The sequence below is a fragment of the Lacimonas salitolerans genome, assembly GCF_042677865.1.
In the GTDB taxonomy this organism is placed as follows: Bacteria; Pseudomonadota; Alphaproteobacteria; order Rhodobacterales; family Rhodobacteraceae; genus Lutimaribacter; species Lutimaribacter salitolerans.
In genome coordinates this window covers 52,684-70,873 of the sequence record NZ_JBHUDD010000157.1, presented here as the reverse complement: position 1 = coordinate 70,873, position 18,190 = coordinate 52,684, and the positions used below count along the sequence as shown (strand labels likewise).

General features: G+C 66.5%; 11 protein-coding genes. 5 read left to right on the top strand and 6 right to left on the bottom strand.

The features are described 5' to 3' along the window. Window positions 1–52 precede the first annotated feature (52 nt). The 4 genes from ACFTOW_RS18455 to ACFTOW_RS18440 all read right to left on the bottom strand — a co-directional run bounded on the left by ACFTOW_RS18455 (window position 53) and on the right by ACFTOW_RS18440 (window position 3,786). Window positions 53–922 (bottom strand): esterase-like activity of phytase family protein, encoded by an 870-nt coding sequence (locus ACFTOW_RS18455; RefSeq protein WP_379918488.1) that lies wholly within the window; start codon window positions 920–922, stop codon window positions 53–55. Then, entirely contained in the window at window positions 922–1,848 is a 927-nt protein-coding gene (gene mepA, locus ACFTOW_RS18450) for a penicillin-insensitive murein endopeptidase (protein ID WP_379918486.1), read from the bottom strand. The genes ACFTOW_RS18455 and mepA overlap by 1 nt, the downstream gene beginning before the upstream one ends. Then, window positions 1,838–3,181: an MFS transporter gene (locus ACFTOW_RS18445; RefSeq protein WP_379918484.1), complete on the bottom strand. Its 1,344-nt coding sequence runs from the start codon at window positions 3,179–3,181 to the stop codon at window positions 1,838–1,840. The genes mepA and ACFTOW_RS18445 overlap by 11 nt, the downstream gene beginning before the upstream one ends. A 71-nt stretch (window positions 3,182–3,252) precedes the next feature. Beyond that, complete coding sequence (locus tag ACFTOW_RS18440) at window positions 3,253–3,786, bottom strand: acyl-CoA thioesterase (protein WP_379918482.1); 534 nt, start codon at window positions 3,784–3,786, stop codon at window positions 3,253–3,255. A gap of 125 nt (window positions 3,787–3,911) precedes the next feature. Here ACFTOW_RS18440 and ACFTOW_RS18435 point away from each other — a divergent pair, with 125 nt between their 5' ends. From ACFTOW_RS18435 to yaaA, 3 genes are all read left to right on the top strand, one after another. After that, on the top strand, window positions 3,912–4,196 hold the full coding sequence (locus ACFTOW_RS18435; protein WP_379918480.1) for a YggT family protein: 285 nt from the start codon (window positions 3,912–3,914) through the stop codon (window positions 4,194–4,196). 91 nt (window positions 4,197–4,287) lie between these two features. Beyond that, a complete protein-coding gene (gene recQ / locus ACFTOW_RS18430; protein ID WP_379918478.1) occupies window positions 4,288–6,333 on the top strand; it encodes a DNA helicase RecQ in 2,046 nt (681 codons plus the stop codon). 34 nt (window positions 6,334–6,367) lie between these two features. Next, on the top strand, window positions 6,368–7,144 hold the full coding sequence (gene yaaA / locus ACFTOW_RS18425) for a peroxide stress protein YaaA (RefSeq protein WP_379918476.1): 777 nt from the start codon (window positions 6,368–6,370) through the stop codon (window positions 7,142–7,144). On the opposite strand, the gene ACFTOW_RS18420 is transcribed toward yaaA, so the two are convergent. Next, entirely contained in the window at window positions 7,145–9,340 is a 2,196-nt protein-coding gene (locus tag ACFTOW_RS18420) for a response regulator (protein WP_379918474.1), read from the bottom strand. Between the two features lie 147 nt (window positions 9,341–9,487). Between ACFTOW_RS18420 and ACFTOW_RS18415 the strand changes: the two genes are divergently transcribed. Together ACFTOW_RS18415 and pbpC are read left to right on the top strand one after the other, a co-directional pair. Continuing rightward, on the top strand, window positions 9,488–14,893 hold the full coding sequence (locus ACFTOW_RS18415) for an alpha-2-macroglobulin family protein (protein WP_379918472.1): 5,406 nt from the start codon (window positions 9,488–9,490) through the stop codon (window positions 14,891–14,893). Next, window positions 14,890–16,926, top strand: coding sequence for a penicillin-binding protein 1C (gene pbpC / locus ACFTOW_RS18410; protein ID WP_379918470.1), 2,037 nt, complete (start codon window positions 14,890–14,892; stop codon window positions 16,924–16,926). Before ACFTOW_RS18415 ends, pbpC begins: the two co-directional genes overlap by 4 nt. A gap of 45 nt (window positions 16,927–16,971) precedes the next feature. Here the strand turns inward: pbpC and ACFTOW_RS18405 are convergent, their stop codons facing one another. After that, window positions 16,972–18,150 (bottom strand): acetyl-CoA C-acyltransferase family protein, encoded by a 1,179-nt coding sequence (locus tag ACFTOW_RS18405; RefSeq protein WP_379918468.1) that lies wholly within the window; start codon window positions 18,148–18,150, stop codon window positions 16,972–16,974. Window positions 18,151–18,190 lie beyond the last annotated feature (40 nt).

Sequence of the window (18,190 nt, the reverse complement as noted above, 5' to 3'; positions counted from 1 at the left end):
AGACTTGGCCCCGCAGACCGCAGGGCACGCCGCACCTACGCCGCACCCGCGCTTATTGCAAGGGGTTTTCGATGACGTACTCGACGATCTCGGTGCGTTGCAGGCGAAAGAAATTGTCGTCGGAAATCATGCTCAGCCGGGTGCGGTCCTGCTCGTCCCGCCAGACAGATATGCCCTCAAGGTTGTCGTGCCGCCACACCGGCGCGGCGAACATCACCTCTCCTGTACGGGTTCCGCTGGACGGCATGTCGAACCTGCGCACGCGGCTGCGAAACCCGATGCCGTTGAAGCCGCGTTCAAGAACGTAAAGCCGTCCATCAGGGCCGAAATCGGCCCCGACCAGCAAAAAGCCCGGGTCGCGCGTGATGTGGAACGCCGTTTGCCAGCCCGTTCCGTCGAACCGCCATACCGGAAACGGAAGATCAAGCCCGCCGGATTTTTCCGGCATGGTGTACAGCCGTCCCTGCGCGTCGATCGCCAGTGCTTCCAGCGCGGCATTGGCCTGCAGATCTGCAAAGGCCGGGTGATCGGGCAGGCGGGTCGCAGGGCCATCCGGCGACAGGCGCAGCACCCGGGTGATGCCTTCAAAACTCACATAGGTCGTGCCATCCGGCGCGACCGCCAGACCTTCGCTGTCGCGCATGGATGGCTGACCTGCGGGCAGGTCCGTGCGGATGGCGGCAAAATCGTCGATCTGCACGCCGGTGATGGCATCGTCCTGCCGCTCGATCCGACCACGCAGGATCATGCCGCGATCGCTGACGGCGATAACGCCGATTCCGTCGTCGGACAGATGCATCGCGGAAAACCCGCCGAACTCTGCATCCTCGACCTGCCATGTATAGGCTCCAAGGAACCGGGCGGGCGCATCCGACCCGTCCGCGCAGGCGGTCAGCAGGCAAAGGGCAATGGCTGCGCGCATCAGTCGGATTGCAGAACCGAAACACATTGATTGGGCAGATCGGCCAGCGTGTATTCGCGGCGCGGTTGCGGCGCGGGGGCCGACGGATCGGGCGGCGGCGGGTTCAGGATATTGCGCTGCCACTGTTTGGCATCGGCGCAGCCATCCCCGGCGGGGATGGGATCCTGCGGCTCGCAATTGCGTGCGCCGCGCGGGCAGGTCAGCCGGACGTGGAAATGATAGTGATGCCCGTACCATGGCCGGATCTTGCGCAGATAGGCGCGATCGCCGGTCTCGTCCTCGCACATCTTCACCTTGGCGCCGGGAAAGACGAAGATCCGCTCGACCCTTGGGTCCTGGGCGGCGGCCTTCATGATCTCGTGATGCGCTTTGGTCCAGTTGTCGTTCACATAGGCCCCGTTGGCGCGACGCAAAGAGATCGAAGACAGGTTCTCTCGCTCCTGCCGCGACAGGTTCAGACGGCTGGCAGGCAGCATCCAGATGTCCAGATCCATACCGTTCTGATGGCTGCGGTGACCGGTCAGCATCGGGCCGCCGCGCGGCTGGCTGATATCACCGACATACAAGCCGTTCCAGCCGGGCTGCTGTGCTGCCTTGGCGCTGAGTTTCTGGATGAAGTCGATGGCCTCGGGGTGGCCCCAGTTGCGGTTGCGGCTGAGCCGCATTGCCTGCCATGTCGGGCCGGTTTCGGCCAGTTGCACACCGCCCGCCAGACAGCCCTTGGCATAGCCGCCGATGGGTTCCGATTGCTGTCTCGAACCGGCCGGGGCCGCGCCGAAAAGCTGCCGTGCCTCGACCCCGCGCATCGATTGCGGAATCTCTTGCTGGGTCGAGACCCGAGGTGCCGCGTTGCGGGAATCGCTGCCCGCGTTGCCGCAGGCGGCAAGGCCCATCACCAGAGCGGCAATCGTCAGGTTACGCAGCATCGGCATGATCCCCTTGCGGTTTGACCAATGCTAGCAGGATAAGGCCGACAAGGAAAAGGGCGATGAGCGGTGTAACGCCCAACTGCTGGCTGCCAGTGGCCGCCGTGGTTATGGCGATCGCCGTCGGCGCCAGGAACGAGGTCGCCTTGCCTGCCAGCGCATAGAGGCCGAATGCCTCGGCCATGCGGTCGGGATGGGCCTGCCGGACCATCATGGTGCGGCTGGCGGCCTGAATGACCCCGCCCGCAGCGCCAATCAGCGCGCCCATGACGTAGAACGCGATGTCGGGGAGGGACGAGTCCGCCCCGACCACGATGCCATAGACGCTGTCGCGCGAGATGAAGACGATGGATATCGCCACGAAGGTCAGCACGAGGATGCAGGCCGCGATTACCGGCTTTGGCCCGAACCGGTCATCCGCACGCCCGCCGATCACGGCAAAGATCGCGCCGGTGATGATGGCCACGATCCCAAAAATGCCGGTATCGACCACCGACCACTCCAGCACCCCCGCCGCGTAGATACCGCCGAACACATACATCCCGTTCAGCGCGTCGCGGTAGAACATCGAACTGCCCAGATAGGCAAAGAGCGATGGAAACTGCGGCAAAGCGCGCACCGTGGCCACGACCTCGGCCAGCGCCTTCTTGACCGCGCCGCGCGGGGCCCGGGTGGGTTTGGGGTCGCGCACCCACAGGAAGAACGGGATCATGAAGACGGCATACCAGATCGCGGTCAGGGGTCCGACCGCGCGGGTGCCTTCGCGCGCCTCTGCATCCAGCCCGAATATCGGATCGAGACCGATAAAGGTCTTTCCGGTGTCCGCGCTTTCGGCCAGAAACAGCAGCATGATCACCAGCCCCACCAGCCCCCCGGCATAGCCAAAGGCCCAGCCGTTGCCGGAAATCCGCCCGATCTGATCGCGCGGGCCAAGGTCGGGCAGCATGGAATTGGTAAAGATCGTGGCGAACTCCATCCCGATCATGCCGATCGCAAAGGACAGCAGGATCAGGTACAGGTTGAAATCCCCGGGCGCGGCCCACCACAGCCCGTAGGCTCCGACCACATACAGCAGCGAGAATCCCCAGATCCAGCGCATGCGGTTGCCCGACAGATCCGACAGCGCGCCCAGAACCGGGGCGAGAATGGCGATGACAAAGCCTGCCGCCCCGATGCCAAAGCCCCAGGCCGTCTGCGCCGCCGCGCCGTCGTCCATCAGTTCCTTGACATAGGGCGCAAAGATGAAGGTGATCAGCAGCGTGTTGTAGGGCTGGCTGGCCCAGTCAAAGAAATACCAGCCCCAGATCCGTTTGCGCTGTGTCGCCGTTGCCATGCCCGATCCCCCGTTGGTCAAGGGGCATAAGAGCGGCAAAGCATGTCACTGGCAAGACAGTGCGTTTCGCGTCAATCCTGCATTGGCGGCCAGGGCCGGGCATCCTCGGCGGTGATCCATTTGGCCACCCAGTCGGGCAGGGTGCATTGCGCCCCCGGATGACCAAGGGCCGCCAGCAGACGGTCGGTGCCGACGATGCCGTTTTCATCCACCGTCGCCGCACGATAAAGCACATGGCTGGTGCACTCGGCCTCGCACCACATCGATTGTTCCAGATACATGAACCGATGGTCCCAGTACAGCACCCGGCTGCGCATCTCGACCCGGTCGAACATCCGCACCCGGCGGCGATAGCGGATGCAGGCCCCGGCAATGGTCAGCCCCCAGCCATTGTCGCGCAGCGCGGCCAGCAACCCGATGCGATGGGCCAGCGGGATGCGCCCGGTGTCATAGAGCGTCAGGGTGCGACCGTTGTTCAGCTCGTTGAACGGGTCCAGATCCCACGGCAAGCACAGGTGATGCGACACGTGCACGCCGTCCAGCGGCAGGTCGGGCATGCGGCGGGCGCGGCGCCACTGGGTGGCAAGGCGAATGAACGGATACATCAGGGCCTCCTGTGCCGGGCCGATTGCCTTGGTGCGGGCCAAAGGTCAACAGGAACGGCGCGGCACTCTTGCCCTCGGGCGCGCGGCGGCTTACCTCTGGCGCCAACAACGAAAGGTATTCGCGCATGATGGCACTGTATGGCCCGCTGGCCCTGATCCTCGATGTGATCTTCTTCATCCTGCTGGCCCATATCATCATGAGCTGGCTGATCAATTTCAACGTGCTGAACGTGAATCAGCAACTTGTGGGGCAGATCTGGTACGGTCTGAACCGGCTGCTGGAGCCGATCTACGAGCCGATCCGCCGCATCCTGCCCGACACCCGACCGCTGGATCTGGCCCCGTTGGTGGTGTTCATCATCATCATCTCGTTGCGCGACTTCATCCTGCCGGAACTGCTGCTGCGGTAATACGCAGGCGGGGCGAAATGGCCTTGCTTCCCCAAATCTTGGTATGAGATACCCGTGACTGACCATATCTGGATCAATTGACGGGGTTCCCATGACCACGGCCACCGGCCTTTTGCGCGACATTTTCGGTTTCGATGCCTTCCGCCCCGGGCAGGAAGAGATCGTGCAGGCCGTGGCGGCGGGCGAAAACGTGCTGGCCATCATGCCCACGGGCGGGGGCAAATCGCTGTGCTTTCAGCTGCCCGCGCTGATGCGCGACGGGGTGACGGTGGTGATCTCGCCGCTGATCGCGCTGATGCGCGATCAGGTCCGTGCCCTGCGGCAGGCCGGGGTCGAGGCAGGCGCGCTGACCTCGGGCAACACGGACGAGGAAACCGATGCCGTCTGGCAGGCGCTGGACGAGGGGCGGCTGAAGCTGCTGTATATCGCGCCCGAACGGCTGGCCGCCGGGTCGGCCATGGGGATGCTGCGGCGCATCGGCGTGTCGCTGATCGCGGTGGACGAGGCCCATTGCGTCAGCCAGTGGGGCCATGATTTCCGTCCCGACTACCTGCGCATCGGGGAATTGCGCCGCGCCCTGGGCGTGCCGCTGGCCGCCTTTACCGCCACGGCGGATGCCGAAACGCAGGAAGAGATCGTGACCCGCCTGTTCGATGGACAGCCGCCGCGCGCGTTCCTGCGCGGCTTTGACCGGCCCAACATCCACCTGGCCTTTGCCGCCAAGAACGGCCCGCGCCAGCAGATCCTGTCCTTTGCCGCCGCGCGCAAGGGGCAGTCGGGCATCGTGTATTGCGGCACCCGCGCCAAGACCGAAACACTGGCGCAGGCGCTGAGCGACGCAGGGCACAGCGCCTGCGCCTATCACGGCGGGATGCAGGCCGAGGATCGCCGCCAGGTCGAGACACGGTTTGCGCATGAGGACGGGTTGATCGTGGTCGCCACCGTGGCCTTTGGCATGGGCGTGGACAAACCCGACATCCGATGGGTCGCCCATGCCGATCTGCCCAAGTCGATCGAAGGCTACTATCAGGAGATCGGCCGCGCCGGGCGCGATGGCGGCCCGGCCGAAACCCTGACCCTGTTCGGCCCCGATGACATCCGCCTGCGCCGCAGCCAGATCGACGAGGGGCTGGCCCCGCCAGAGCGCCGCATGGCCGATCACGCGCGGCTGAACGCCCTTCTGGGGCTGGCCGAGGCATTGGGTTGCCGCCGTCAGACCCTGTTGGGCTATTTCGGCGAGACCGCCACGCCCTGTGGCAACTGCGATCTGTGCGACAAGGCCCCCGAGACGTTTGACGGCACGCAAGCCGTGCGCAAGGCGCTGTCGGCCATCCTGCGCACCGAGGAATGGTTCGGCGCGGGCCACCTGATCGACATCCTGACCGGCACCACCACCGACAAGATCCGTGAAAGGGGCCATGACCGCCTGCCGACCTTTGGCGTGGGCCGCGATTTCAACCGCGCGCAATGGCAGGCGATATTCCGGCAGATGATGGGGCACGACCTGATCCGCCCCAACCCGGAACGTCATGGCGCGCTGACCATGACCGACGCCGCCCTGCCGATCCTCCGCGATCAGCAGGCCATCACCCTGCGCAGCGACAGCCTGGCCAAGCCAGACCGCCGCCCCGCCGTGCGCGAACTGGTCAGCGACGAGGATGCGCCGCTGCTGTCCGCGCTGAAAGCCAAGCGCCGCGCGCTGGCTGAGGCCGCAAGCCTGCCCGCCTACATGATCTTCAACGACCGCACCCTGATCGAGATGGCCGAACAGCGCCCCGCCAATCTGGACCAGATGGCGCGCATCAACGGGGTCGGGGCCAAGAAGCTGGACAGCTATGGCCGCGCCTTCCTGGAAATCATCACCGGCGCGTCCGAGGCCATGCACCCCACACGGCAAAAGCTGGCCGGGCGCGCGGCTGGCACTGTGTTCGACAAGCTGATCGCCGTTCAGCAGGAATTGCAGCGCGGGGCGGACGGCACGGAAAAACCGATGTCCTGCACACACTCGACCCTGCGCCACATGGCCGAGCGCCGCCCCGCGACCCTGTCCGATCTGGGCCGGGTGCCGGGCATGGGGCAGCAGAAACTCGACCGTTTCGGCCCGGCGTTTCTGGACGTTCTGCGCGCCGAGGACTAGGTCACGTTCAATCAGCATCCCCCGGAGGCCCAAGATGTTCGCAGTCGTATCGCCCGCCAAGAAACTGGATATGTCCCCGGTGGACGGGATCACCCCCACAACGCCCGAATTCACGGCACAGGCCCGGGAATTGGCGCGGGTGGCGCAGGGGCTGACCGTGGGCGATCTGCAAAAACTCATGCACATCAGCGAGAATCTGGCGAAGCTGAATGCCAAACGGTTCCGCGACTTCGGCGGGATGGAGGCCAAGCCCGCCGTCTACGCCTTTGCGGGCGACACCTATCAGGGGTTCGAGGCCGCGACGCTGGACGCGGATGCGATCCGCTGGGCGCAGGATCATTTCGGCATCCTGTCGGGGCTGTATGGCTTGCTGCGCCCGCTGGACGCGATCGAGCCTTACCGGCTGGAAATGGGCAGCCGTCTGAAAACGCCGCGCGGCAAGACGCTGTATGACTACTGGGGTGACCGGATCGCCCGTGCGATCAACGAACGCGCCGCTGCGGTGGGGGCGAGCACGCTGGTCAATTGCGCCAGTCAGGAATATTTCGGCGCGGTCGATCAGAACGCGCTGACGCTGCGGGTGATCACGCCGGTTTTCCTTGAGGACAAGCCGGGTGGTCCCAAGGTTGTCAGCTTCTACGCCAAGCGTGCGCGTGGCTCGATGGCGCGGTTCATCATGGAAAACCGCCTGACCGACCCCGACTCGCTGCGCGGGTTCGACATGGGCGGCTATGTCTGGCAGTCCGATCTGTCGGAACCCGACAAGCCGGTGTTCCTGCGCAGCGCCGAGGCGGCGGAAAAGGCGGCCTGATCACGCGCTGGCCGCATCCGGTTGCACACCTGCGCCCGGATCGCGCGCATCGGCAGGGCAATGTGCGGCGATGACCGCCCAGATCGCGGATTTGCGCAGGGGTTTGGGCAGGTAGTCGTCCAGCCCGGCGGCCAGGATGGTTTCGCGGTCCCCCTCCATCGCGTGGGCGGTCATCGCGACGATGGGCAGGTCGCCGCCCGGCAGCTTGCGGATTTCGGCGGTGGCGGTCTTGCCGTCCATCGTGGGCATCGAGATGTCCATGAAGATCATGTCCGGCGCGAAGCTTTCGAACTGCTGCACCGCCTCGACGCCGTTTGCGGCGAATTCCAGATCGATATCCAGATCCTGCACCATCTTGCCAAAGACCAGCCGGTTGGTGCGGTTGTCCTCGGCGGCCAGCACCCGCATCTTGCGCCCCGCAGGTGGCGCAGGCGGGGTCGCCGCCTGTGTCGGCTGTGCCGGTTCCGGGCCTGACGCGCCCAGGCCCAGCCCCTGCAACCGGGCGAACAGATGCGCGCGCGGCGTGGGTTTCTGCATCACCGCCTGCACATGGGCGCGGGCCGGGTCATTCTCGGCCAGCGTGGGGTTGGAGCTGAGGATCAGGATCGGCATATCGCCGCCGCGCGCGCGGATCGTGGCGGCCAGTTCCATACCGTCCATCCCGGGCATGTTGTGATCGCTCAGCACCAGATCGAACCCGTCTGTCAGCGCCTCCAGCGCGGCGGCACCGCTGTCGCACAGCACGGTTTCGATGCCCAGAACCTCCATCTGTTTTTGCAGAATGCGGCGGTTCATCTCGACGTCGTCCACCACCAGCGCGCGGCGCAGGGTGGCGGGCAGAACGGGGGCACCGGCATGGGCCTCGGCCACCGGAAGAACCAGCTTGAACCCGAAGGATGATCCGCGCCCTTCCTCGCTGTCGACCCAAATGTTGCCGCCCATCAACCCGATCAGACGACGCGAAATCGCCAGCCCCAGCCCGGTGCCTTCGAACTGTCGGTTGCGCTCGCTTTCGACCTGGTTGAACTCGCCGAATACATGATCGACCTTGTCGGGCGGAATGCCGATCCCGGTATCCTCGACCGTGATGTGCAGATGGCATTCGTCATTGTCGCCGGTCATGCCCACCACCCGCACCAGCACATGGCCCGAGACGGTGAACTTGACCGCGTTGCCCATCAGGTTGGTCAGAACCTGCCGGATGCGCCCCGGATCGCCGACGAACATCGTGGGCAGGAACAGGTCGTAATCCATCAGGATATCCAGCCCCTTGTCGCGAGCCGCAGGCTGCAACAGCATCACGATCTCATGAATGCAGCGTTCCAGATCAAAGGGTTCCGGGTGCAGCGCCAGCTTCTCCGCCTCGATCTTGGAGTAGTCCAGCACGTCGTTGATGATCACCAGCAGTGCCTCGCCCGAGTTGCGGATGGTGTTGACATAAAGCTGCTGTTCTTCGGTCAGGCGGGTATCGGACAACAGTTCTGCCATGCCCACCACGCCATTCATCGGCGTGCGGATTTCGTGGGACATGTTGGCCAGAAAGGCCGATTTCGCGCGGTTCGCGGCCTCGGCCTTTTTGCGGGACTCGCGCAGTTCGGATTCGTAGCGCACCGCAGCCGTGATGTTCAGCGCAAGGCTGACGACGTCGCCGCCATGCCCGCGCTGATCGATCAGCTTGATATAGGCATCGTCGAATGTGCGGATGACAAAGGGTTCCGGGTTGGGCGATTGCCAGCGCTTCATCATCATGGCACGCCATTCGGCGGGATTCATATCGCCGATGTTCACGATCCCTTCTTCTGTCAGCAGTTGCAGGATGCGCGGATAGGTGATGCCGGTCTGGATCTCTTCCAGCCCGTCGAAAAAGCCCACATAGGCATTATTGGCCGCGATCATCCGGTCATCCGCGTCGAAAAAGGCGAAACCGTCCTGAATCGTCTCGATCGACAGCCACAGGCGGCGCTCTGCGATCTCGATCTTTTGTCGGGCTTCGGTCAGGTCGGATTTGACGCGCAGATTCTCGTCCTTGATGGTTTCCACTTGGGCGCGGGTTTCGGTGATTTCATCCGACAACTGCTTGGCGTGCTGGCCCAGTTTGCGGTTGGCGGCAAACAGCTCTGCCTGCTTGAGCTCAAGCAGGCGTTCCGCCGCCAGCCTTGCGCGGCGCTCTTCTGCCAGTTTGTTGGCAAGGCTCATGCCCGTTCTCCGACGTGATCTGTCGCGACTCCCATGGCGCCCAAATTCCGCCCCTGTGGTGAATATGTCGTTAATCGGGGCAGGGGTTGGGCGTTGCGCCGACTCGTCCCCGCTGTCACCATGCACGCATAGCTTCGGAGATTTGCCATGCGCCCCATTTTCGCCGCCCTTGTCGTCGCTCTGACCTTGCTGCCGGGGGGCGCGATCGCGCAATCGGCAATGCCGTCCGAACGGTTCATCGTCACCCGCGACACGGATTTCTATGGCGGCGACCTGCAGGCGCTGTTCAACACCACGGTCGAGGCTTGCGAGCGTGCCTGTCGCGCCGATACGCGCTGCGTGGCCTTCACCTTCAACAGCCGCTCGAACGCCTGTTTTCCCAAGACCGGCATCGATCAGCGCGTGGACTATCAGGGCGCGGTTTCGGCCGAGCGGCGCAACACCGATCCTCAGGCGCTGACGCTCGGCCAGACCCGTGCCGCCGATCTGTCCTACCTTGGTGCGGACACGCTGGACGCGGCCCGCGATCTGGCCGCCACCATCGGCACGCTGCACCCATCGGGGCAACACACGCTTGACCGGATGCTTGAGGCCGCCGCAGAACGCCGCGCCGCGCAGGATCTCATAAACGCCTTTCGCTGGACCGGGGGCGCGCTGGCACATGCGGACCGCAGCGATCTGTGGGCCGAGTATGCCCGGCTGGGGTTGCAGGTCCGGACCGACAACAACACGGCCACCTATCGCCAGCGGGCCCTGCCTGCTGCCATCAACGCCTATCTGCGCGCCGCCACGGCCGGCCAGCAGGTCAGCGCGTTGGAAACCCTTGCCCGCGCGCTCGAAGCGAGTTTTCGCGGTCGCGACATGATCCCGGCGCTGCGACTGGCGCAAAGCCTGCAACCGCGCGACGATCTTGCCGATTTGCTGGAGGAGGCCGTGGGCAAGTACGGCTTTCGCATCACCGACAGCCGGGTTGAAAGCGATCTGGCCGATCCGCGCATCTGCGCCGAGTTTTCCGAGCCGCTGGCGCAACACGGGGTCGAGTATGCCGACTACATCCGCCTGCCCGACGCCACCATGGCGGTGCAGGCCGAGGGGCGGCAGATCTGCATCTCCGGGCTGTCCCATGGCGAACGCTATGCCCTGACCTTTCGGCAAGGTCTGCCCGATGCCACCGGCGAGACGTTGATCAAGGACGTTGACCTGCGGCTTTATGTGCGTGACCGCGCGCCATCAATCGTGTTTCCGGGCCGTGCCTATGTGCTGCCGCGCGGGGCCGATGCGGCGCTGCCGGTGCAGACAGTCAATCTGGACACGCTGGGCCTGACCCTGCGCCGGGTCGATGACCGCAACCTGCTGCGGACCATGCAGAACGGATTGTTCGGCAACCGCCTGTCGCAATGGGAGCGTGCGCAGTTCGCGGACCAAGTGGGTGAGCAGGTCTGGCAAGGGCAGGGCGAGGTGCAGAATACCCTGAACGCCGACATGACCACGCGTCTGCCGATGGGCGACATCGTGGCCGATCTGGCCCCGGGGCTGTATGCGCTGTCCGCCTCGGTTCCCGGTGTCGATGGCTATGACGATCCGGGGGCAACGCAGTGGTTCGTGCTGTCCGATCTGGGTGTGACCACCCTGTCGGGCACCGACGGGCTGCATGTGCTGGTGCGCGGTCTTGGCGATGCCGCCCCGCGTGAAGGGCTGACCGTCACGCTGATCGCGCAATCCAACCGTGTGCTGGGCTCTGCTACCACCGATGCGATGGGGCTGGCCAGTTTTTCGCCGGGGCTGATGCGCGGCAGTGGCGGGGCGGCGCCTGCGCTGGTCACGGTCAGCGATGGCGATACCGATATGGCCTTTCTGTCGCTCACGGATCCGGCGTTCGATCTGTCCGACCGGGGCGTTGAGGGGCGCGAGGCCCCCGGCCCGATCGACGCCTTCCTGACTACCGATCGCGGGGCCTATCGCGCAGGCGAGGTGATCCATGCCACTGCCCTTGTCCGCGACGGGCAGGCGCAGGCGATCCCCGGCCTGCCGCTCACCGCGATCCTGACGCGGCCCGACGGGGTCGAGTATTCGCGCACCCTGTCGGACAACGACAGCGCGGGCGGGCATGTGTTCGCCCTGCCGGTCGCGCAGACCGCCCCGCGCGGCACATGGCGGCTGGAGCTGCGGGCCGACCCGGATGCGCCCGCCATCGCCGCCACCGATCTGCTGGTCGAGGATTTCCTGCCCGAGCGTATCGATTTCGACCTGACCCTGCCCGACGGCCCCTTGCGCCCCGCCGACGCGCCTGCGGTGACGGTCAATGCGCGCTATCTGTTTGGCGCGCCCGGGGTCGATCTGGCGGTCGAGGGCACCTTGCGTCTGCTGCCCAGCCGCAGCCTGCCCGATCATCCCGGCTATGTCTTTGGGCGGTATGACGACACGTTTCGTGGCCGCGCGACCGGGCTGGACACTGTCCGCACCGATGCGCAGGGCCGCGCGGTGCTGCCGTTGCAGTTCCCCGAAACGGGCGATTACACAGGCCCGGCCGAGGCGCGGGTGGACATCCGCGTGACCGAAGGCTCGGGCCGCCCGGTCGAACGCCGCATCACCCGCGCGCTGGCCGCCACAACGCCTCTGATCGGGATCAAACCGGGGTTCGACGATGTGCTGTCGCAGGGCAGCAATGCCGATTTCACCCTGATCGCCACCGCGCCGATACAGGCAGACTGGGTGCTGAACCGGGTCGAAACGCGCTATCAATGGTATTCCCAATACGGTGACTGGCAGTGGGAGCCGGTGACGACCCGCAGCCGCGTGGCCAGTGGCACCGTCATGCTGGGCACCGAGCCGCAGGCGATCTCTGCATCCGTCGATTGGGGCCGGTACGAGCTGGTCGTGGAAAGCAGCGGTCCCTATACCGCCTCGTCCGTCGATTTCCATGCCGGGTGGTACGCGCCCGCCAATCCGGCGACGACACCGGACATGCTTGAGGTGTCGATGGATCAGTCAGGTTATCGCCCCGGCGATACCGCGCGGCTCCGCGTGGTGCCGCGTTCGCCCGGAAAGGCGCTGGTCACGGTGATGTCGAACCGTGTGGTGTCGATGCAGGCGGTTGACCTGACCGAGGGCGAAAACCTGATCGACCTGCCCGTGACCGATGAGTGGGGCGCGGGTGTCTATGTCGCGGCGCAGGCGATCCGGCCGATGGATGTGGCCGCAGGCCGCAATCCAGCGCGTGCGCTGGGTCTGGTCCATGCCTCGGTTGAACGTGGCGATCGCCTGTTGCAGGTCAGCATCGACGCGCCCGACCGCGCCGACCCGCGCGGGCCACTGGTCGCCGGGGTGCAGGTGGAGGACGTGACCGCGGGCGAGACCGCCCATGTCACCCTTGCCGCGGTCGATCTGGGCATCCTGAACCTGACCGGGTTTGAGTCTCCCGATCCTGCCGAACACTATTTCGGCCAACGCCGCCTCGGCGTGGAAATCCGCGATGTCTATGGCCGTCTGATCGACGGTCTGAACGGCGCGATGGGGCAGGTCCGGTCGGGCGGCGATGCCGGATCGGCCCTTCAGATGCAAAGCCCGCCCCCGACCGAGGAACTGGTGGCCTATTTCACCGGTCCGGTTACCGTGGACGCGGATGGCCGGGCCGAGGTCAGCTTTGACCTGCCGGATTTCAACGGCACCGTCCGCCTGATGGCCGTGGCCTGGAGCCCGCGCGCCGTGGGGCAGGCGCAGGCCGATGTGGTGGTTGCTGACCCGGTGGTCGTGACCGCCAGCCTGCCGCAATTCCTGTCGCCCGGCGATGACAGCCGCCTGCTGCTGGAAGTGATCCACACCACCGGGCCGTCTGGGCAGATGGGACTGGAGGTGACGGCGGATGGTGTAACGCTGGATGCCGCTGCGATCCCGTCGCAGATCACCCTGACCGATCAGGGCAAGCAGGTGCTGTCGGTGCCGATAACCGCGCAGGATGTGGGCGATCACGAGATCCGCATCGCGTTGACCACGCCGGTTGGCAGGCAACTGACCAAGTCCCTGACCCTGCCGGTGCGCGCGAACGACCCCGAAACCGCCAGGACGCGGCAAATCACGCTGGCCCCGGGCGAAACCCTGTCCTTTGACGCCGATGTTCTGGCGCAGTATCGCCCCGGCACCGGGCAGGCGATGCTGTCGGCCGGGCCTTTGGCGCAGCTGGATGTGCCGGGCCTGCTGGCGCGGCTGGATGGCTATCCCTACGGCTGCACCGAGCAGATCACCAGCCAGGCGTTGCCGCTGCTCTATCTGTCCTCGGTCGCCGAGCTGCTTGGCCTTGGCAACCGCGCGCAGATCGACGCGCAGATCACGCAGGCGACGGCGCGCATCCTGACCCGTCAGGCCTCGGGCGGCGGGTTCGGGCTGTGGCGGGCCGAGGGCGGGGATTTCTGGCTCGACGCCTATGTGACAGACTTTCTGTCGCGTGCCCGCACCGCTGGCCATGACGTGCCCGATCTGGCCCTGCGCAGCGCGCTGGACAACCTGCGCAACCGCGTCAACTATACCCCGGATTTCGACGACGGCGGCGAGGCGCTGGCCTATGCGCTGCTTGTTCTGGCCCGTGAAGGCGCGGCGAACATGGGCGATCTGCGCTACTATGCGGATGAAAAGGCCGATGCCTTTGCCACCCCGCTGGCGGCGGCGCAACTGGGGGCGGCGCTGGCCGCCTATGGTGATCAGACGCGGGCGGATGCGATGTTCTCTACCGCCGCGCGCAAGCTGACCCCGCAACTTGGCACGGACGAGCCGCCCCTGTGGCGCGCGGATTATGGCACCCCGCTGCGCGATGCGGCGGGCCTGCTGGCGCTGGCGTCCGAGGCGGGCAGCACGGCGATAGACCGCGCAGCCCTGACCACCTATGTGGCGCAGAACAGCGGCCAGCCCTCCACGCAAGAGGCCGCATGGACCCTGATGGCCGCCCGCGCGCTGGTGGATGACCCGACCGATGGCTTGCTGCTGAACGGGCAGGCCCCAACCGGGCCGCTGGTGCGCCGCTTTGCCGATGATCTGGCGCAGCCCCTGACCCTGTCCAACACCGGGGCGGGCGACGCGCGTGTCACCCTGACCACGCTTGGCGTCCCGCAGCAGCCCGACCCGGCAGGCGGCTACGGCTATGCGATCGAGCGGCAGTATTTCGACATGGACGGGAACGTCATCGACCCTGCCAGCGTGGCCACCGGCACCCGCATGGTCGCCGTTCTGCGCATCACTCCGTTCCAGCCCACCGGCGCGCGTCTGATGGTCAACGACCCGCTGCCGGCGGGGTTCGAGATCGACAACCCCAACCTGTTGCGCAGCGGTGACATCCGCGCGCTCGATTGGCTGGACACGGCCGAGGCGCAGCATGCCGAATTCCGCGCCGACCGCTTTCTTGCGGCGGTGGACTGGACCGGCAGCAATCCGTTCACGCTGGCCTATATCGCGCGGGCCACTACACCGGGGCGCTATCACCACCCCGCCGCCACGGTCGAGGATATGTATCGCCCGCAGTATCGCGCCCGCACCGATACGGGCAGCGTTGCAGTGACTCCGTGATCTGGCGCGCGCTGATCCTCGTAACGGCGCTGCTGTGGGCCGGGGCGGGGCTGCGCGATTCGGCGGACAGATGGATCGACGCGACCACATTGCCGCCCACGCTCGTTGCGCAATCGGTGGAAATCCGCGACCGGAACGGGCAGCTTTTGCGCGCCTACCCGGTCGAGGATGGGCGCTGGCGGCTGGGGGCCACCCCGGCGCAGGTCGATCCGGCTTATCTGGCGATGCTGCTGGCCTATGAGGACAAGCGGTTCTACCGCCACGCAGGTGTTGATACGCTGGCGATGATCCGCGCCACGGCGCAGGCCGTGTGGCACGGGCGCGTCACCTCGGGCGGATCGACCCTGACCATGCAGGTGGCGCGGTTGCTTGAGAACAGCGGCACCGGCGCATGGCGGGGCAAGCTGCGCCAGATCCGGTTGGCGCTGGCGCTGGAACGCCTGCTTGGCAAGGACGACATCCTGTCGCTGTACCTGACGCGGGCACCCTTCGGCGGCAACATCGAGGGCATCCGCGCCGCGACGCTGGCGTGGTTCGGCAAGGAACCGAATCGCCTGACGCCGGCACAGGCCGCCCTGCTGGTTGCCTTGCCGCAATCGCCCGAGGCCCGCCGCCCCGACCGTGCCCATCAGTCTGCCACCAAAGCGCGCGACCGGGTGCTGGCCCGTATGGTACGCGCGGGCGTGCTGGACGATGCCAGCGCCGAGGCTGCCCTGTCGGAACCCGTGCCAACCACCCGCCGCGCCTTTCCCATGCAGGCCCCGCATCTGGGCGACGCGCTGGTGCAGGCCGATCCGGGCGCGCAGGCCCATGACACGACGCTGGATGCGACCCTGCAATCCGCGTTGGAGCAGCTTGCCCGCAGCGCGCTGCATGGTCGCCCCGACCGGCTGTCCATCGCCATGCTGGTGGCCGATCACCGGACGGGCGAGGTTCTGGCCCATGTCGGATCGCCGGATTACACCGCCGACCGCAGGCAGGGCTTTGTCGACATGACGCAGGCGCTGCGCTCGCCGGGATCGACGTTGAAGCCGCTGATCTACGCGCTGGGGTTCGATCAGGGGCTGGCGCATCCGCAGACCCTGATGCCGGACCGGCCCATGGGCTTTGGCGGCTATGCGCCGCAGAATTTCGACGGGCAGTTCCGCGGCGAGGTGACGGTGGAGCAGGCCCTGCAACTCTCGCTCAACATCCCCGCCGTGGCGATGACGCAGGCGCTGGGACCGGCGCGGCTGGTGGCGGCGATGCAGCGGGCCGGGACGCAGCCGGTCATTCCGGGCGGCAGGCCGGGGCTGGCGGTGGCCCTGGGCGGTGTGGGACTGAGCCTGCATGATCTGGTGCAGATCTACGCCGGGCTGGCCAATGGCGGGCAGGCGGTGCCGCTGCGCAGCCATGGTTCTGCGGTTGCGGCGCGCAGCCTGACCAGCGCGCGCGCGGCGTGGTCCGTGGGCCATATCCTTGCCGGGCTGGCCCCGCCCAAGGGCGCCGCGCAGATGCGGCTGGCCTACAAGACGGGCACCTCCTACGGCCATCGCGATGCCTGGGCGGTGGGGTTCGACGGGCGGCACGTTGCAGGCGTCTGGATGGGCCGCGCCGATGGCACGCCGGTGCCGGGGGCGTTTGGTGGCGATCTGGCCGCGCCGGTGCTGTTTCAGGCCTTTGCGCGGTTGAAATCGCGCCCCGACCCGCTGCCGCCTCCGCCGCGTGATGCGTTGCTGGTGTCCAACGATCGGCTGCCGCCGAACCTGCAACGGTTTCGCAGCCGCGATGCGGTGTTCGCGCCGGCGCAGAATGCGCCGAAACTGGCGTTCCCGCCTGATGGCGCGCGGCTGGACCTGAACGGCAGCGGTGTGCTGACCCTGAAACTGCGCGACGGGGTGGCGCCGTTTACCGTGCTTGCCAACGGCGCGCCTGTCGCCACCGGCCAGCATCGGCGCGAGATTACCCTGCCGACCCCCAGCGCGGGCTATCTTGCCCTGTCGGTGATCGATGCGCAGGGCCGTGCGGCCCGTGCGCAGATACGCATTGATTGAAAGGCGCGGGTGGGCAGATCGCCCACCCTGCCGATTGTCGCGGGCTCAGATACGCTCGATCGCGATGGCGATGCCCTGACCGCCGCCGATGCACATGGTGATCAGTGCCTTGCTGCCGCCGGTCCGCTCCAGCTCGTACATCGCCTTGACGGTGACGATACAGCCGGTCGCGCCGACCGGGTGCCCCAGTGCGATCGCCCCGCCGTTGGGGTTCACGCGGGCAGGGTCCAGCCCGAGGCCGTTGTTGACCGCGACTGCCTGTGCGGCAAACGCCTCGTTGCTTTCGATCACGTCGAAATCGGTGACCTTGAGCCCGGTGCGCGCCAGCAGGTTTTCCACCGCGGGGATCGGGCCGATGCCCATCACCTCGGGGCGGACGCCGGCATGGGCATAGCCCAGCACGCGGAATTTCGGTGTCAGACCGGCGGATTGCGCGGCGCTGGCGCGGGCCAGCACGATGGCGGCGGCCCCGTCATTGATGCCGCTGGCATTGCCCGCCGTCACGCTGCCATCCTTGCGGAAGGCGGGGCGCAGACCGGCCAGAGCCTCGGCCGATGTCGCCTTGGGGTGCTCATCCGTGTCGAACGCCACCGTGTCGCGCTTTACCCGCACCTCGACCGGCACGATCTGGTCGTTGAAATACCCGGCTTCGATGGCGGCGGCGGCACGGCGCTGGGATTCCAGTGCGAACGCATCCTGATCCTCGCGCGAAATGCCATGCTCGCCCGCAACATTCTCGGCCGTCACACCCATATGCCCTGTGCCGAAGGGGCAGTTCAGCGCGCCCAGCATCATGTCGAGCGTCTTGATATCGCCCATCTTGGCGCCCCAGCGCTGATCCTGGATGATATAGGGGCTGCGCGACATCGCCTCGGCCCCGCCGGCCAGCGCAAAATCGGCATCGCCCAGCATCAGCGCCTGCGTGGCCGACACGATCGCCTGCGCGCCCGAGCCGCAAAGTCGGTTGACGTTCATCGCGGGCGAGGTGTCGGGGATGCCGGCCTGAATGGCCGCCACGCGGCTCAGGTACATGTCGCGGGGTTCTGTGTTGATGACGTGGCCGAACACCACGTGGCCGATCTGGCCGCCCTCGACGCCCGACCGTTCCATCGCGGCCTTTGCGGCGGTGGTGGCGGTGTCGATAGGGGCAGTGCCCGCAAGGCTGCCGCCGAACGTGCCGATGGCGGTGCGTGCGCCGCCCAGGATAACGATGTCGTCGCTCATGTCTGTTCCTCCTCAAGACTGGTTTGCGCGCAGCTTTACG

Bases quoted from the DNA above. Each gene is read 5' to 3' on its own strand.
- ACFTOW_RS18440 (WP_379918482.1), bottom strand. From the start codon at position 3,786: ATGTATCCGTTCATTCGCCTTGCCACCCAGTGGCGCCGCGCCCGCCGC.
- ACFTOW_RS18435 (WP_379918480.1), top strand. From the start codon at position 3,912: ATGATGGCACTGTATGGCCCGCTGGCCCTGATCCTCGATGTGATCTTC.
- ACFTOW_RS18445 (WP_379918484.1), bottom strand. From the start codon at position 3,181: ATGGCAACGGCGACACAGCGCAAACGGATCTGGGGCTGGTATTTCTTT.
- recQ (WP_379918478.1), top strand. From the start codon at position 4,288: ATGACCACGGCCACCGGCCTTTTGCGCGACATTTTCGGTTTCGATGCC.
- mepA (WP_379918486.1), bottom strand. From the start codon at position 1,848: ATGCTGCGTAACCTGACGATTGCCGCTCTGGTGATGGGCCTTGCCGCC.
- ACFTOW_RS18415 (WP_379918472.1), top strand. From the start codon at position 9,488: ATGCGCCCCATTTTCGCCGCCCTTGTCGTCGCTCTGACCTTGCTGCCG.
- ACFTOW_RS18455 (WP_379918488.1), bottom strand. From the start codon at position 922: ATGCGCGCAGCCATTGCCCTTTGCCTGCTGACCGCCTGCGCGGACGGG.
- yaaA (WP_379918476.1), top strand. From the start codon at position 6,368: ATGTTCGCAGTCGTATCGCCCGCCAAGAAACTGGATATGTCCCCGGTG.
- ACFTOW_RS18420 (WP_379918474.1), bottom strand. From the start codon at position 9,340: ATGAGCCTTGCCAACAAACTGGCAGAAGAGCGCCGCGCAAGGCTGGCG.
- ACFTOW_RS18405 (WP_379918468.1), bottom strand. From the start codon at position 18,150: ATGAGCGACGACATCGTTATCCTGGGCGGCGCACGCACCGCCATCGGC.